The sequence below is a fragment of the Mesorhizobium sp. WSM4842 genome, from assembly GCF_055901575.1.
Map to the genome: position 1 here is coordinate 4,622,750 of NZ_CM148372.1, position 15,094 is coordinate 4,637,843.

Annotated in this window: 16 protein-coding genes; 8 read left to right on the top strand and 8 right to left on the bottom strand. The window is 62.3% G+C overall.

Annotated elements, in window-relative coordinates; translation table 11 throughout:
- Positions 1-24 precede the first annotated feature (24 nt).
- Genes metG through AC0NIE_RS22420 form a run of 4 tightly spaced genes read left to right on the top strand, consistent with a single transcriptional unit; the run spans position 25 to position 3,680 of the window.
- A complete protein-coding gene (metG, locus tag AC0NIE_RS22405) occupies positions 25-1,578 on the top strand; it encodes a methionine--tRNA ligase (protein WP_473487476.1) in 1,554 nt (517 codons plus the stop codon).
- The gene (locus tag AC0NIE_RS22410; protein WP_473487475.1) at positions 1,578-2,372 is read left to right on the top strand and encodes a TatD family hydrolase; all 795 of its coding nucleotides are present in this window, start codon (positions 1,578-1,580) and stop codon (positions 2,370-2,372) included. Before metG ends, AC0NIE_RS22410 begins: the two co-directional genes overlap by 1 nt.
- Before the next feature lie 3 nt (positions 2,373-2,375).
- Positions 2,376-3,194, top strand: coding sequence for an MBL fold metallo-hydrolase (locus AC0NIE_RS22415; protein WP_473487474.1), 819 nt, complete (start codon positions 2,376-2,378; stop codon positions 3,192-3,194).
- 15 nt (positions 3,195-3,209) lie between these two features.
- Positions 3,210-3,680: a YbaK/EbsC family protein gene (locus AC0NIE_RS22420; protein WP_473487473.1), complete on the top strand. Its 471-nt coding sequence runs from the start codon at positions 3,210-3,212 to the stop codon at positions 3,678-3,680.
- 58 nt (positions 3,681-3,738) lie between these two features.
- Here AC0NIE_RS22420 and AC0NIE_RS22425 read toward each other — a convergent pair whose 3' ends face one another.
- Entirely contained in the window at positions 3,739-4,392 is a 654-nt protein-coding gene (locus AC0NIE_RS22425) for a TetR/AcrR family transcriptional regulator (RefSeq protein ID WP_473487472.1), read from the bottom strand.
- 245 nt (positions 4,393-4,637) lie between these two features.
- On the opposite strand from AC0NIE_RS22425, the gene AC0NIE_RS22430 reads away from it, so the two are divergent.
- Positions 4,638-5,585: a homocysteine S-methyltransferase family protein gene (locus tag AC0NIE_RS22430; RefSeq protein ID WP_473487471.1), complete on the top strand. Its 948-nt coding sequence runs from the start codon at positions 4,638-4,640 to the stop codon at positions 5,583-5,585.
- 188 nt (positions 5,586-5,773) lie between these two features.
- Here the strand turns inward: AC0NIE_RS22430 and AC0NIE_RS22435 are convergent, their stop codons facing one another.
- From AC0NIE_RS22435 to AC0NIE_RS22450, 4 genes are all read right to left on the bottom strand, one after another.
- Positions 5,774-6,304 (bottom strand): DUF2076 domain-containing protein, encoded by a 531-nt coding sequence (locus AC0NIE_RS22435; protein WP_473487470.1) that lies wholly within the window; start codon positions 6,302-6,304, stop codon positions 5,774-5,776.
- Positions 6,305-6,427: 123 nt separating this feature from the next.
- A complete protein-coding gene (locus AC0NIE_RS22440; protein WP_029352369.1) occupies positions 6,428-7,144 on the bottom strand; it encodes a Bax inhibitor-1/YccA family protein in 717 nt (238 codons plus the stop codon).
- Between the two features lie 21 nt (positions 7,145-7,165).
- A complete protein-coding gene (locus tag AC0NIE_RS22445) occupies positions 7,166-7,939 on the bottom strand; it encodes an anti-sigma factor family protein (protein WP_473487492.1) in 774 nt (257 codons plus the stop codon).
- Between the two features lie 8 nt (positions 7,940-7,947).
- Entirely contained in the window at positions 7,948-8,466 is a 519-nt protein-coding gene (locus AC0NIE_RS22450; RefSeq protein ID WP_473487469.1) for a sigma-70 family RNA polymerase sigma factor, read from the bottom strand.
- A gap of 386 nt (positions 8,467-8,852) precedes the next feature.
- Between AC0NIE_RS22450 and AC0NIE_RS22455 the strand changes: the two genes are divergently transcribed.
- The 3 genes from AC0NIE_RS22455 to mazG all read left to right on the top strand — a co-directional run bounded on the left by AC0NIE_RS22455 (position 8,853) and on the right by mazG (position 12,355).
- Positions 8,853-10,007, top strand: a complete 1,155-nt coding sequence (locus AC0NIE_RS22455; RefSeq protein ID WP_473487468.1) for an OpgC family protein — start codon at positions 8,853-8,855, stop codon at positions 10,005-10,007.
- 202 nt (positions 10,008-10,209) lie between these two features.
- Complete coding sequence (locus AC0NIE_RS22460) at positions 10,210-11,394, top strand: amino acid aminotransferase (RefSeq protein ID WP_473487467.1); 1,185 nt, start codon at positions 10,210-10,212, stop codon at positions 11,392-11,394.
- A 136-nt stretch (positions 11,395-11,530) separates the two neighbouring features.
- Positions 11,531-12,355, top strand: a complete 825-nt coding sequence (mazG, locus tag AC0NIE_RS22465) for a nucleoside triphosphate pyrophosphohydrolase (RefSeq protein ID WP_473487466.1) — start codon at positions 11,531-11,533, stop codon at positions 12,353-12,355.
- 6 nt (positions 12,356-12,361) lie between these two features.
- Here mazG and hflX read toward each other — a convergent pair whose 3' ends face one another.
- The 3 genes from hflX to AC0NIE_RS22480 form a co-directional block, all read right to left on the bottom strand.
- Positions 12,362-13,753 (bottom strand): GTPase HflX, encoded by a 1,392-nt coding sequence (gene hflX / locus AC0NIE_RS22470; RefSeq protein WP_473487465.1) that lies wholly within the window; start codon positions 13,751-13,753, stop codon positions 12,362-12,364.
- A complete protein-coding gene (hfq, locus tag AC0NIE_RS22475) occupies positions 13,754-13,999 on the bottom strand; it encodes an RNA chaperone Hfq (protein WP_006202172.1) in 246 nt (81 codons plus the stop codon).
- Positions 14,000-14,144: 145 nt separating this feature from the next.
- Positions 14,145-15,005, bottom strand: coding sequence for a D-amino-acid transaminase (locus tag AC0NIE_RS22480; protein ID WP_473487464.1), 861 nt, complete (start codon positions 15,003-15,005; stop codon positions 14,145-14,147).
- Positions 15,006-15,094: the final 89 nt, after the last annotated feature.

Below are 15,094 nucleotides of genomic sequence, written 5' to 3' on the forward strand. Positions count from 1 at the left end.
TCAGACATTCATGACGGCTCATCCATGGCACGCGAAAAATACTACCTCACGACGCCGATTTTCTATCCGAACGGCAAGCCGCATATCGGTCATGCCTACAATGTCATCGCCAGCGACACGCTGGCCCGCTTCCAGCGGCTCGACGGCAAGGACGTCTTCTTCGTCTCGGGAACCGACGAGCACGGTTTGAAGATGCAGCAGACGGCGGACGCCGAAGGCCTGACGCCAAAAGCGCTTGCCGATCGCAATTCGGCGATCTTCCGCTCGATGCTTGAAGCGACCGGCTGTTCGAACGACGTTTTCATCCGCACCACCGAGGAGCGCCACTACAAGGCGTGCCAGGCGATCTGGACGCGCATGGCGGAAAATGGCGACATTTACCTCGACCGCTATAGCGGCTGGTATTCGGTGCGGCAGGAAGCCTATTTCGACGAGGCCGAAACCAAGGTCGGCGACGACGGCATACGTCGCGAACCGCTCGGCTCGCCCGTCGAGTGGACCGAGGAAGAGAGCTATTTCTTCCGCCTTTCCGCCTATCAGGACAGGCTGCTCGCGCTCTATGAGAGCAGCCCCGAATTTGTCGGACCGGCGGAGCGGCGCAACGAAATCGTCAGCTTCGTCAAATCCGGGCTGAAGGACCTGTCGATCTCGCGCACCACGTTCAAATGGGGTGTGCCGGTGCCGGGCGACGACAAGCATGTGATGTACGTCTGGGTCGATGCACTGACCAACTACATCACGGCTGCCGGTTATCCGGATGCGGCCGATGACAGATGGTCCTTCTGGCCGGCGAACGTCCACGTCATCGGCAAGGACATCGTCCGCTTCCATGCCGTCTACTGGCCGGCCTTCCTGCTGTCGGCAGGGATCGAACTGCCGAAGCGCGTATTCGCGCATGGCTTTCTGTTCAACCGCGGCGAGAAGATGTCGAAGTCGGTCGGCAATGTCGTCGATCCGTTTGCGATGATCGAGCATTATGGTCTCGATCAGGTACGCTATTTCTTCATGCGCGAGGTGCCGTTCGGCCAGGACGGCAGCTATAGCCACGAGGCCATCGTCAACCGCACCAATGCCGACCTCGCCAATGGCCTTGGCAATCTGGCGCAGCGCTCGCTGTCGATGATCGCCAAGAACTGCGGCGGCGTAGTGCCGAAACGCAGCGATCTGGCGGAGGTCGACAGGGCGATCCTCGACCAGGCGGTGGAGGCGCTTGCTACTGCACGCAAGGTGATGGCGGAGCAGGGCATCCACCTAGCGCTGGCGGCGATCTTCGGCGTCGTGGCGGAGGCCGATCGCTACTTCGCCTCGCAGGAACCCTGGGCGCTCAGAAAGACCGATCCGGCGCGCATGGAAACGGTGCTGTGGACGACCGCGGAAGTCGTCCGACGCGTGGCGCTGCTGTGCCAGCCCTTCATTCCGGGATCGGCCGCTAAGATGCTCGACCTGCTGGCCGTACCGGCGGACAGCCGCGATTTCGTACATGTCCACGCGGACCATGCGCTGGTATCAGGGGTTGCTTTGCCCGCGCCGGAGGGCGTGTTTCCGCGTTACGTCGAGCAGCCGGACGCGAACATCTGATGTTGGTGGACAGTCACTGCCATCTCGACTTTCCGGACTTCGCAGAGGAGCGGGCGGCCGTCGTCGCCCGCGCTTTAGCCGCCGGAATCGGCCGCATGGTGACGATCTCGACGCGTGTGAAGCGGTTCCAGCAAGTGCTTGAGATCGCTGAGTCTTTCGACGAGGTTTACTGCTCGGTCGGCACCCATCCGCACAACGCTGCCGAGGAGCTGGACGTGACTGTCGAGGCGCTTGTCCGGCTGTCCGCTCATCCCAAAGTGGTGGCGATCGGCGAGGCCGGGCTCGACTATTTCTACGATCATGCGCCGCGCGATGCGCAGGCGCAGGGCTTTCGCACGCACATCGCCGCAGCGCGCGAGACGGGCCTGCCTCTGGTCATCCATGCGCGCGACGCCGACAGCGACATGGCTGATATCCTCGAGGACGAAACAGGGAAGGGCGCCTTCCCCTTCGTCCTGCACTGTTTTTCGTCCGGGCGCAGGTTGGCCGAAGTCGGGGTGGGGCTCGGCGGCTTTGTTTCCTTTTCCGGCATCGTGACTTTCAAGAATTCGACCGAGCTGCGCGCCATCGCCGCCGATGTGCCACACGACCGCCTGCTGGTCGAAACCGACGCGCCCTACCTCGCGCCGATACCGTTTCGCGGCAAGCGCAACGAGCCTGCCTATGTCGCGCATACGGCCAAGGTGCTGGCCGAAACGATCGGCGTCAGCGAGGCCGAAATCGCCGCCGTCACCACCGACAATTTCTTCCGGCTGTTCAGCAAGATGCCGCGCCCGACCGCGCTGAGCGCCTGACGCATGAGCGACCGGCTGCGCCTCACCATACTCGGCTGCGGCTCATCGCCGGGCACGCCGCGCATCACCGGCGACTGGGGCAATTGCGATCCGGCCAATCCGAGGAACCGGCGCATGCGCAACGCAGCGCTCATCGAGCGGATCGCGGCAAACGGCGACAGGACCACAGTCGTCATCGATACCGGACCGGATTTTCGCGCGCAGATGCTGCTGGCATCGGTCAGGCGCATCGATGCGGTCGTCTATACGCATCCGCATGCCGACCATATCCACGGTATTGACGATTTGCGCGGCTTCGTGCTCGAGCAGCGTCATCGCATCGATATCCACGCCGACCAGCCCACCATGCTGCGGTTGCGGCAGGCGTTCGCCTACTGTTTTGAAACACCGCAAGGTAGTTCCTATCCGCCTATCGTAGAGCCTCATATCATCGACCACGCCAGGCCGGTGGTGATCGAAGGCGAGGGGGGTACCCTCGCCCTCGAGCCGCTGCCGCAGATCCATGGCGATATCATATCGCTTGGTTTTCGCATCGGCGGGCTCGCCTATTGCCCCGATGTCAGTGATTTCCCCGACGCCACCGCCGAACGGCTGCGCGACCTGGACGTGCTGGTCATCGACGCGCTGCAGTACAGGACACATCCGAGCCATCTGTCGCTCGGCCAGGCACTCGGCTGGATCGAAAAACTGACGCCGAAAAAGGCCGTTCTGACGCACATGCATGTGCCGCTCGACTACGCTGCGGTGATGGCCGAGACGCCGGTCGATGTCGAGCCGGCCTATGACGGCATGACGATCGAAATCCCTTATGAATCTGCATGATAGGTTCGGTTCTTCATGGCTGGAAGCATTGATCGTGTGACCAGGGCAGCGGCCGATACCGGCCTCGAGATCGAAATCACGCGCATGGGTGCCTCGACACGCACCGCCGAGGAAGCCGCCGCGCAATGCGACTGCACAGTCGCCCAGATCGTCAAATCCTTGGTGTTCCAGGGGGAAACCAGCGGAAAGCTGTTTCTCTTCCTGGTTTCCGGCTCCAATCAGCTCGATCTGGCCAGGGCTGCCGCACTGACCGGCGAGCCGCTGAAGCGCGCCGACCCGCGGCAGATCCGCGACGAGACCGGCTTTGCAATCGGCGGCGTAGCCCCGATCGGCCATCTGATTGCAATCCCGGCGTTCGCCGACGAAACGCTGCTCGGTTTCGATCGCGTTTGGGCAGCGGCCGGCGCGCACGACGCGGTGTTCGCCGCCGAGCCACACGCAATGGTCAGGGCAGCGCAGGCTGTCGTAGCGACGCTGGCAGTCTGAATCGATCGCGCCTGATATCGCAGCCTCGGGGCTGCAGCGAGCGCCGCCCGGCGCACTCCTATTCGGCGGCGATGGCGGTGGGCGGCAGCATGACGTCAGGCGCCGCCGGCGCGAACAACATCTTTACGACGTTGCGGAAGGCGAGGATCTGGCGTTCGAGGACACGCGGGTCGCCGAGCCCCCGCGACATGATGATGCCGCCATCGATCACACAGGAGAACATGATGGCCACGTCTTCGAGGTCCATGCCTTTGCGGGCAGGATAAACGGCCGCGATCTCGTTCAGCGCATCGCGAAACCGCCCGTTCCAGGAGCGTACGGCGGCGGCGGCGATGTCGCGAACGGTGCGGTCGAAGAGGCGCTCCTGATAGGTGAACGTCGCGATCAGGCAGCCGGGGTGGCCGTTCGGCAGATCACCCATCAACTCGGCAAGCAGCTTGAGCGTGATCAGGAACGACTGCAACGGATCATCGGACAATTGCCGGCCGCGGTGAAACACATCATCGAAGATGCGGTCGTTCTCCTCGACGTAGCGCAGCATCAAGGCGCGGGCGAGTTCGTTCTTGTCCTTGAAATGATAGAAGAAGCCGCTCTTGGTGATGCCGGCTTCGGCAATCACCTCCTCGATGGAAGTCGCGCCGAACCCCTTGGCGAGCACCGAGGCCTCGGCGATCTCCAGAATGCGTTCGCGCGTTTCCGCACCCTTGCGCATGACCGAATGCCCTCAAATCCACTGTACCGGCGGTATGGTTTTCACACCCACCAGCATCGGCACCGATAGCAATACGACCGGCCCGGCGCGGCTATCCGTCTGTAATTACTGCGGTTCCCGCTTCAGGTGGAGTACCGGACCACAAGCCTTCTATCGCACCGGCGGCACGCGCTGCTAAAACTTGGCTATTCCGAACCGGCCGCCACCAGGGGCAGCACGGTGTCATCTTACCACTGGAGACAAACATGGCCAAGTACCGCCAGAATCTGCCGCAACTCGCCAACAGAACATTCCTGAGCGATGGCGGCATGGAAACGACTTTCATCTTTCACGAAGGCCTCGACCTTCCGCACTTTGCTTCATTCACGCTGATGGCAACGCCTGAAGGCCGGCAGAAGCTGAGGGAATATTACGTCCGTTATCTGACCATTGCGCGCAGAAGCGGGACCGGCTTCATCCTCGACACGCCGACGTGGCGAGCCAACCCCGATTGGGGAACCTTGCTCGGCTACGGGCCGAAAGCGTTGCGGGCCGTCAACGAGAGCTCGATCGAGCTTCTTCTCGACCTGCGCAATGAGTTCGAGACCGCCGAAACGCCGTGCGTCGTCAGCGGCGCGATCGGGCCGCGCGGCGACGGCTACAAAGCCGGCAAGATGGACGCCAACGAGGCGGAAGCCTATCACGCGCCGCAGATCGAGAGTTTCGCGCGGACCGAGGCCGACATGGTTGCGGCCTATACGCTCACCAATTTCCACGAGGCAATCGGCGTGGCGCGGGCGGCCAAGGCGCATGCCATGCCGTGCATGATCTCGTTCACGGTGGAAACGGACGGCAAGCTGGTGACCGGCATGGCGCTCGGCGAGGCGATCGACAGGGTCGACGACGCGACAGACGGTGCGCCGGCCTACTATATGATCAACTGCGCCCATCCAACGCATTTCATGCAGGCGCTGAACAAGCGCGAGCGCTGGCTCGATCGCGTCTATGGCGTGAAGGCGAATGCTTCGGCCAAAAGCCATGCCGAACTGGACGAATCGGAGACGCTCGACGCGGGCGACCCGGACGATCTCGGGCGGCGCTACAGCAGGCTGACAGCCTCGTTTCCGACGATGCGCATCCTGGGCGGCTGCTGCGGCACTGACCACCGGCACATCGCGGCGATCTGCGAAGCCTGCGTGCCGCAAGCGGCGTAGGAGCCTGTGTGCGTCCCAGGAGACGCTACGCTATCAACCGCAATTCCGCTTAGTTCCAAGGAACAAGGAGCTGCGGTTGGGCCGAATGCATGCAATCAAAACCGCATCTCAGTTCCATAATCTATCTTATGCGACTTCCGGATAGGTGGCCAGATGCAGTCGCGGCTGATGACCGCCCGGCTCGCCGCCTAGCAAGCAGTGCATATGCTGGACCGAGCCCTGCCTTGTGACCATGAACTGGCAAATGCCAAGCTGATCAACGTCGAGTACGCCTTGGATCCGGCTGCTAACGGTCGACCTGTTCGGCTGCCTGCGCTTCGCTTCCGCCAAACATGCCTGGCGGCTCCGGCGAGGAAACCGCCTGCCCTCTGCCGATCATCGCCCGAAAGCGGCTCCTGCGGCGCGGTGGCAGCGGTGCGCCCGACGCGCGGGACCGAACCCGAGCGCCTGGCGCCGCCGCCCAAGAGCCCGCCAAGCAATCCGCCGCCGGCAGACTGCTGTGCCTGTTGTCCCAGTTCCTCGATGCGGGACTGCGCCGCGTTCATGGCCTGCTCCTGCACGACGATCGTTTGCGCCATGTCGTATGGCGCGCCGGGCTGCCGGGCAATCTGATCGTTGATGAAGCGTTCCGCTTCGGCATCGCGCGGCGGCGTCTGCCGCTCGACGTTCGCAAGTTTCTCGAAAAGGTTGCCGATCGCCTGCTGGTCGTTCCTGTCCATGGGAAGCACTCCGACATCCAGGCGCGCCGCGTTCCAAGAGATTTTCGCGACGCGCTTCAAGTCTCTGTTTATGCATGTCGCAGCCCCAAAAACGCTGCCGCGACATGCATTGATTTGACGCGGCTATTCGCGCTCGCCGGTGAAGTTCAACAGCAGCTGGAAGATGTTGATGAAGTTCAGATAGAGCGAGAATGCACCGAACACGGCGAGCTTCTGCTGCGATTCCGCACCGAAGTTTTCCGCAAACTGCTCCTTGATCGTCTGGGTATCCCAGGCGGTGAGACCGATGAAGACGGCGATGCCGATCACCGAGATGGCGAACTGGAGCGCGGTCGAGCCGAGGAAGATATTGACGATGCTGGCGATCACCACGCCGATCAGACCCATGATCAGGAAGGACGAGAACTGGGTCAGGTCGCGTTTGGTCGTGTAACCGTAAAGGCTGGTTGCGCCGAACATGGTGGCGGCGATGAAGAAGGTGCGCGCGATGCTGGTCCCGGTGAACACCAGGAACACGGAAGCCAGCGACAGGCCCATGACCGCACAGAATGCCCAGAACATCGCCTGAGCGCCGGCCGCGGACATCGTTTGTATCCGGAACGAGAACAGCAGCACGAAGGCGAGCGGTGCCAGCATCACCACCCACTTCAACGGGCTGGAAAAGATCGGCACGTAGAGGGCTGGCGTGGAAGCCACCACGAAGGCGATCACGCCGGTAACGACGAGGCCAACGCCCATATAATTGTAGACGCGCAGCATGTGCTGGCGCAGGCCCTCGTCGTAGACGGCGCCGGTTTGGGCTCCGACGCCGGTGCGGTATCCTAGATTGGGGGTGTTCATGCCGGTTCTCCTTTGTGAAGGTCAGTAAAGCGTGTTGGCGAGCGTTTCTGCGGTGCGATCGAGATCGCGGACACCGCTTCGGGCGACGACTGCGTAAGCAACTTCGCCGATCTGGAAATAGGCCGAGGAAATTTCGCCCGAAGGGGCGACGGTCGGCTGGACCACGTCGAACGTTCCGGGCCTGATCGCGAACAGTGAGACCAGCCCCAGGTCCCCTGTTTCGACAGCCATCTCGACGCTCGGGCCGAACTGCGACGGATAGATCTGCACGTCACGCACCTTCCAGTCCTTCGGCAGCGACGGCATGACGATCGCCGTGGCGGCGCGGATTTCGTCCGCATCGTAGTTCGGCGCTTCGGGCTGGGATGACATGGCCTCGCGCATGATCGTCGTCCTGTGTGCCCGGATCGCTTCCTCCAGATAGACAGGCGGCTGGGTCGAGGCGACGACTTTCGTCACCGATATCGGCCCGACGATCCCGTTCGCCAACCAGCCCGCAGCCACCAGGACTGCGACCGCCGCAGCCCGCTGCGCCGTGCGTAAGGCGCGCCCCCGGGCCAGTCCCCGCTCCAGCCGCCGTGCCGCATCGGCCGTTGCCGGCCGCGCCATGCCCTTGGATCCGGCAAGCGCCACGCGCAGTTCGTCGCGCGTCCTGAGGTCGGACATCACGCGAGCGGCCGCCTCCGGACGGGCGGAAAGAAACGCCTCGACCTCGATGCGGCGGGCAACGTCCAGCTGGTCGTCGACATAGGCGTCGAGGTCGGCATCGGTCGCCGGGTCGCGCAGTTCGCTCATCATGGACATCACGGGCCTCCTACGATCTTGAGGTGGCTTTTCGCATGTGCCGGCAATTTGTCCTCCATCTCGCGGAGCGCTGCGCGCGCCCTGCCGATGCGCGACATCAGCGTTCCCAGCGGTACGCCGCTGGCCTCGGCCGCCTGGGTGTAGGTAAGTCCCTCGATGGCGACGAGATGCAGCGCCGAACGCTGCTCATCCGGCAATTTGAAAAAAGCTTCGCGCACCTGTGCCAGCCGGACGGAATGCTCCTGGGGAGCCTGCACGCTGGCGTCGACAAGATATCCGGCCTGCTCGACGCGCACCGCTTCAGACTTGCGGGACCGCAAACCGTCAATGAAAGCATTGTGGACGATCGACAGCAGCCATGCGCGCAGGTTCCCGCCGGATCGGAATGTGCCGCGCCGCTCATAGGCACGCACCAGCGCGTCATGCACCAGATCCTCTGCTTCTGCGCTGTCGCGCGCCAGCGAACGCGCGTAGCGCCGCAGGGAACCAAGCTGTCCTATGATATCGAAGCTTGGCATCGACCCTCTCATGTCCTGTTTACGGAGCATGACAGGTTTTAATCCCGCTCTTTGAGTTTTTTGCGATCCGGGAAGATCAGGCATCACCGGTATAACGCCACCATCGCGCGTACGGCTCGTTTGTCCGCGAACGAGCAGCCCTCCCCTCAGCCGCCACAATTCGGAGCGCGGTTTTAGCGCACCGGGGATTTCGATGTTTATACCTGAATTAATTTGTGACGCGGAAAATCGCGAAGGTGTCATCTTTCTCAGGGCACGTGCGAGTTATAGGCAGGAAACATTCACCGCCGAATCTTCGCTTCGCCGACGGCCCTTTGGGCCCGCTTTGTTCAACGAATTATCGACCCGACATGACAAGTTATCGACCCGACATGACAAGCCCCCACATGACAGGCAATGTGCCAACCCAGCGGGATACCCGCATCGATGTCTTCCGCGCGCTAGCGCTACTGACGATCTTCGTCAACCATGTGCCGGGGACGATCTTCGAGTATTTCACGCATAAGAATTTCGGCTTTTCCGATTCGGCCGAAGCCTTCGTGCTGATTTCAGGGATTGCCGTTGGGCTCGCCTACGGACTGAAGTTCCAGCCGGGGAACCGGTTGCTCATCACCCTGAAGGCCTGGCGGCGTGCCGGTGTCCTCTATGTCACCCACGTCATGACCACTGTCGCGACGCTGGCGATCTTCTCGGCGGCTGCATTGCATTTTTCGCGGCCCGACCTTTTGAAGCTGATCAATATCCAGATGATCATCGAGGACACGCCGGAAGCGCTGCTCGGCATCGCGGCGCTCGGGCATCAGATCGGCTATAACAACATTCTTTCCATGTATGCCGTCGTACTTCTGATGATGCCGCTTTTCTTGTGGATCGGCACTTTCAGCCTGCGCCTTATGCTTGCTGCGTCCGCTCTCCTCTGGCTCATCGCCGGAATTTTCCAGATCGCGCCTTCGAATTTTCCCGGCGACGGCTTCTGGTTCCTGAACCCGCTCTCCTGGCAGTTTCTTTTCGTCATCGGGATCGCCGGCATGCTGCATGTCAAGCGCGGCGGCGAAATCCGCTTCAACTGGATGATGGCGAGCGCGGCTGTCGGGTATCTGGTCGGTGCGCTGATTTGGGTGCGGCTGCCGCTGTGGGGCATCGAGACGGCCTCCGGCCTGCCTACCGTGCTGACCGGCTTCGACAAGACGTTCCTGTCGCTGTCGCGCCTCATGCACATTTTGGCGATCGCCTATCTGATCGTGGCAATCCCGGCGCTTTCCAACCTGGCGAGGACCAGGCCCGGACACCCGCTCGCGGTTCTCGGTAAGCATTCGCTGCCGGTCTTCATCGCCGGAACGATCTTTGCCATGATCGCGCAGGTCATGAAGGTCGTCAGCCCGGGCGGGCTCTTCTACGATGCAATCCTGATCTCGACAGGCATCGCGCTGCAATTCGGCTTCGCCTATTACCTCGAATGGTTGCCGCGGATCGGTTGGGGCGGCAAGAAACAGCAACCTGTCGCCGCCTTGCCGTCGGCCGCCCTCAAGCTGGCGTCATAGAACGGCGTCGACGAACTGACATGCGGAAAGCCACATTTGCCTGCTGCGTCCTCCTCGCCGTGTCGTGGAAATGACGAGTACGATGAGCCGCGCCAATCGAGGCTTTTCTCCCGGTTTGGCGGTTTTCAGCCTGGTGCAAATGAAACCGCTGGCGCAGCACGGCCGATTTGCGTATCACTCCGCCGCCAACGGAACCGCGCCGATGTTTGAAGACCTCCAGCCTGCCCCAGCCGACAAGATCCTCGCCTTGATCGGCCTCTATCGCGCCGATCCCCGCCCCGGCAAGGTCGACCTCGGCGTTGGCGTCTACAAGGATCGCGATGGCAAGACGCCGGTGATGCGCGCCGTGCGCGAAGCCGAAAAGCGATCGCTGCAGAGCCAGGATACCAAGACCTATCTCGGCCTTGCCGGCGATACCGGCTTCAACACGGCGATGGCGAGGCTGGTCTTTGGCCATGCGGCCGAGCTGACGCGAATCCGTGCGGCGCAGGCGCCCGGCGGCTCGGGCGCGCTGCGACTGGTGGCTGAGCTGCTCAAGAGGACGCGATCGGACGCGACGATCTGGCTGTCGGACCCGACCTGGCCGAACCACATGCCGGTGATGCGCGCCGCTGGCCTGCACATACGCGAATATCCCTATTTCGACGCCGCCTCAGGTGCTGTTCGCTTCGCTGACATGATGAGTGCGCTGGCGACCGCCAAGAGCGGCGACGTGGTGCTGCTGCATGGTTGCTGCCACAATCCGACAGGCGCCAATCTGGACACCGCGCAGTGGGCTGAAATAGCCGAACTCGTCGTCGAGCGCGGCCTGCTGCCCTTTGTCGACATTGCCTATCAGGGCTTTGGCGAAGGCCTCGACGCTGACGCCGTCGGCTTGCGCCTGCTGGCGGCGAAAGTCCCGGAAATGGTCGTTGCCTCGAGCTGCTCGAAGAACTTTGCCGTGTATCGTGACCGTGTCGGCGCGGCGATGATCCTGGCCAAAGACAGCGCGCAGGCGGATGTGGCAATGAGCCAGATGCTGTCGGCCGCCCGCGCCATGTACTCGATGCCGCCTGACCACGGCGCGGCCGCGGTGCGCATCGTGCTCGAAGACGCCACGCTGCGCGCCGACTGGGAAGCTGAGCTCGAGGAGATGCGCCTGCGTATGCTGCGGCTCCGTGTCCAGTTCGCCGAAGCGCTGCGGCGGCAGTCCAATTCCGACCGCTTCGATTTCGTCGCCAGCCATCGCGGCATGTTTTCCCGGCTTGGCCTGTCCGAAGCGCAGGTCGAGCGGCTGCGCGCCGAGCACGGCGTCTATATGGTCGGCGACAGCCGCATCAACGTCGCTGGCCTGCCGGAGGACGGGATGGACGCGCTCGCCAAGGCGATCGTCTCCGTGCTCGACTGAACACTTTGCTTGACCATGAACTTTTCCGAAAACCGGCTTCCACTTTTCGGGATCATGTCCCGCGCAACTGTGGACAATGCGCCCTTGCCGGCTGACAGGATTTGCCGAGTGATCGGTGCACGATAACATTCGACAGATGAAACCCTCGAAAGACATTTCCCGGCTGATCGAAATCATGGCGGCGCTGCGGACGCCGGAAACCGGCTGCCCGTGGGATATCGAGCAGGATTTCTCGACCATCGCGCCCTACACGATCGAAGAAGCCTACGAGGTGGCGGACGCGATCGCGCGCGGCAACCTGGACGATCTGCGCGACGAGCTCGGCGACCTTCTGCTGCAGGTCGTCTACCATGCGCAGATGGCCGAGGAAGCCGGTGAATTCGCCTTTGGCGACGTGGTCCAGGCCATCACCACAAAAATGATCCGCCGCCATCCGCATGTCTTCGGCGACGAGAAGGCGCGCAGCGCCGGCATGGCTAAGGGCATGTGGGAGAAGATCAAGGCCGAGGAAAAGGCGGAAAAGCGAAACGCCCGCCTCGCCCGCGGGCACGATCCGGAGGATCATGGCAAGGGTTTTCTGGACAGCGTACCGGTCGCCCTGCCCGCTTTGACCCGGGCGCTCAAGCTACAGGAAAAAGCGGCCCGCGTCGGCTTCGACTGGAGCGAGGCCACGCCGATCCTCGACAAGATCGAGGAAGAGATCGGCGAGTTGCGCCAGGCCCTTGCCAAGGGCGATACGGCGTCGATCAAGGACGAGTTCGGCGACATGCTGTTTGCCGTCGTCAATCTCGGGCGTCATCTCAAGGTCGATTCCGAAGCGGCGCTCAGCGGCACCAACGAGAAATTCCGGTCGCGGTTCCACTATGTCGAGCACGCGCTGGAAGCGTCGGGAAACACCCTGGAAAAGGCGAAGCTCGATGAGATGGAGGCGCTTTGGCAGCGGGCCAAAAGCGCGAAGTAATAGAAATTACCCGCTGTTTTTACGGCGCAATCTGCTTTCTATCTCTTCATGCGCGCTTTGCGTCGCCTTGAGCGCGACGGTTACGCCGCCGTCTTCATTGTCGGTGCGCGAGACGACGTCGCCATTGCGGTAGAGCCAGTCGACGAGCCCGAGCTGCTCAGGCTTGAGCGTGACGGTCAGCGTTTCCAGTTCGCCTGACACTCTTGTCTCGATGATCGCCTTCAGCACATCGATGCCCTCGCCGGTGGCGGCCGATATGGCAATCGGCGGCGCCTTGTTGCCGTCGATGCCGTCGGCGAGCAATCGCGCCCGGTTGCCTTCATCGAGCCGGTCGATCTTGTTCCACACTTCGATGACACGCTTGGTGTCGCCGGCATCGACGCCGAGATCGGCGAGGATGCGCTCGACATCCTCGGCCTGGGCGGCCGTGTCGGGGTCCGAAATATCGCGCAGGTGGATGACGAGATCGGCCTCGACCACCTCTTCCAGCGTTGCCCGGAAGGCTGCAATCAGATGCGTCGGCAGATCCGAAATGAAACCGACCGTGTCCGAAAGGATGACCGGCGTGCCGTGCGGCAGTCGCACCTGACGCAGTGTCGGGTCGAGCGTGGCAAACAGCATGTCCTCGGCCAGCACCCCTGCTCCGGTCAGCCTGTTGAACAGCGTCGACTTGCCGGCGTTGGTATAGCCGACGATCGCCACCACCGGGAACGGCACCTTCTTGCGCTTGGCGCGGTGCAGGTCACGGGTGCGCCGCACGGTTTCCAGCTCGTGCTTGAGCTTCTTGATCTTGTCCTGCAGGGCACGGCGGTCCGACTCGATCTGTGTTTCACCAGGACCGCCGAGGAAACCGGCGCCGCCGCGCTGGCGCTCGAGGTGGGTCCAGCTTCGCACGAGCCGGCCCTTCTGATAGTTGAGGTGAGCCAGATCGACCTGCAGCGTGCCTTCCTTGGTCCGTGCGCGCTCGCCGAAAATTTCCAGGATCAACCCGGTGCGGTCCAGCACCTTGGCGTTCAATTCCTTTTCCAGGTTGCGCTGCTGCACCGGCGTCAGCGGATGGTCGACAATGACCAGTTCGGCACGGCCCTCTTTGACGATCTCCGCGAACTCCGCGACCTTGCCGCTTCCGAGCAGGGTTGCAGGCCGCGGATCGTTGACGGTCACAACCGCGGTATGGATCGGGTCGAGGTCAATGGCTTGGGCAAGGCCAACCGCCTCGTCGTGGCGGGCCTCGGCAGAACGCGTCAGGCGCGGACGATTCGTGTCTTCGTCGCCTCGTGGCTGGCGGGTAAGCACGGGCACAATGACCACGGCCCGGGTCGAGCCTTCGGCTTCCGTCCCCGGCTGATATGCTGGTTTTTCGCGAACGCTGCGGTCCGCGTCTTTCTTACGTGCCAATCAGGCGCCCTGGCTTTCCTCGCCATCGAACATCTGAACCGGCTGGCTCGGCATGATCGTGGAAATGGCGTGCTTGTATACGAGCTGAGAATGGCCGTCTCGACGCAGCAGAACACAGAAATTGTCGAACGAAGTGACCACGCCGGTCAGCTTCACGCCGTTGATGAGGAAGATGGTGAGTGGGTTTTTGCTTTTGCGAACTGAATTCAGGAACAGGTCCTGAAGATTTTGCGATCGTTCCGCCATTGTTCTTGTCTTTCGCCGATCCCCTTCGGTTTGCAGGCCAATGCGCCAAATTACCTGGCACATGTCAAGCGCGCAAACACCGTCTTGCCGTCAATAACGACAAGCAGAACGAGATATATTGATGTTCATTCCACCTGTGCGGTTATCAGGCTGGACTTTTTTCCGCAACGTCAAAAAAGGCGTGCCGCAAGGAAAGTGTTATGGAGCCCGGATGGCCGTTGGCGACGGGAGCACCGTCGATCGCCACGATCGGCATGGCGATTGTGGTGGCGGAGCTGATGAAAACCTCGCGCGCGGCCTTGGCTTCGGCGACCGAAAAGCCCCGTTCCTCGATCTTCAGGCCGAGCTTGGCGGCCACTTCGAACAGCGTGGTGCGCGTGATGCCGCGCAGGATGCCGTGCTCGGCCGGACGCGTCACCAGCACGCCATCCCTGGTGATGATCCAGGCATTCGACGATCCACCTTCCTTGACCGTGCCGTCGGCATCGACGAACCAAGCTTCCTGGGCGCCGGCTTCCTTGGCCTTCTGCTTGGCGAGCACATTTGGCAACAGGCCGACCGACTTGATATCGACCCGATCCCAACGGTTCTCCGGCACGGTGATAACCTTGATTCCGCTTTCGGCTCTCTTCGTGGCAGCAGCGGGGTCGGCTTTCCTGGCGGTCACCACCAGCGACGGCTTCGTGCCTGCCGGAAAAACAAAGTCACGGCTGGCGACGCCACGCGTCACCTGAAGATAGACCAGGCCATCGGTGACATGGTTGCGACGGGCCACCTCGCGCATGATGATCGGCAACACGCCCCGCGTGACCGGCCAGTCGATCGACAATTCGGTCAGCGAACGGTTCAGCCGCCCGAGATGGCGAGGCATATCAACGATGAAGCCGCGCGCCACCTCGCAAACCTCGTATACGCCATCGGCGAACTGATAGCCGCGGTCTTCGATATGCACGAAAGCGTCGGCGTGAGCGACATAGCGCCCGTTCACAAAGGCAATGCGCGGCATGGGTCACCCCTGGAGAAGTCAGCGCATGACCCCGAAAATCGGAATCGATTTTTTTCGGGGTCATGCACAAAAATCGAATGCTACAGTGT

Bases quoted from the DNA above. Each gene is read 5' to 3' on its own strand.
- metG (WP_473487476.1), top strand. From the start codon at position 25: ATGGCACGCGAAAAATACTACCTCACGACGCCGATTTTCTATCCGAAC.
- AC0NIE_RS22410 (WP_473487475.1), top strand. From the start codon at position 1,578: ATGTTGGTGGACAGTCACTGCCATCTCGACTTTCCGGACTTCGCAGAG.
- AC0NIE_RS22415 (WP_473487474.1), top strand. From the start codon at position 2,376: ATGAGCGACCGGCTGCGCCTCACCATACTCGGCTGCGGCTCATCGCCG.
- AC0NIE_RS22420 (WP_473487473.1), top strand. From the start codon at position 3,210: ATGGCTGGAAGCATTGATCGTGTGACCAGGGCAGCGGCCGATACCGGC.
- AC0NIE_RS22425 (WP_473487472.1), bottom strand. From the start codon at position 4,392: ATGCGCAAGGGTGCGGAAACGCGCGAACGCATTCTGGAGATCGCCGAG.
- AC0NIE_RS22430 (WP_473487471.1), top strand. From the start codon at position 4,638: ATGGCCAAGTACCGCCAGAATCTGCCGCAACTCGCCAACAGAACATTC.
- AC0NIE_RS22435 (WP_473487470.1), bottom strand. From the start codon at position 6,304: ATGGACAGGAACGACCAGCAGGCGATCGGCAACCTTTTCGAGAAACTT.
- AC0NIE_RS22440 (WP_029352369.1), bottom strand. From the start codon at position 7,144: ATGAACACCCCCAATCTAGGATACCGCACCGGCGTCGGAGCCCAAACC.
- AC0NIE_RS22445 (WP_473487492.1), bottom strand. From the start codon at position 7,939: ATGAGCGAACTGCGCGACCCGGCGACCGATGCCGACCTCGACGCCTAT.
- AC0NIE_RS22450 (WP_473487469.1), bottom strand. From the start codon at position 8,466: ATGCCAAGCTTCGATATCATAGGACAGCTTGGTTCCCTGCGGCGCTAC.
- AC0NIE_RS22455 (WP_473487468.1), top strand. From the start codon at position 8,853: ATGACAGGCAATGTGCCAACCCAGCGGGATACCCGCATCGATGTCTTC.
- AC0NIE_RS22460 (WP_473487467.1), top strand. From the start codon at position 10,210: ATGTTTGAAGACCTCCAGCCTGCCCCAGCCGACAAGATCCTCGCCTTG.
- mazG (WP_473487466.1), top strand. From the start codon at position 11,531: ATGAAACCCTCGAAAGACATTTCCCGGCTGATCGAAATCATGGCGGCG.
- hfq (WP_006202172.1), bottom strand. From the start codon at position 13,999: ATGGCGGAACGATCGCAAAATCTTCAGGACCTGTTCCTGAATTCAGTT.
- AC0NIE_RS22480 (WP_473487464.1), bottom strand. From the start codon at position 15,005: ATGCCGCGCATTGCCTTTGTGAACGGGCGCTATGTCGCTCACGCCGAC.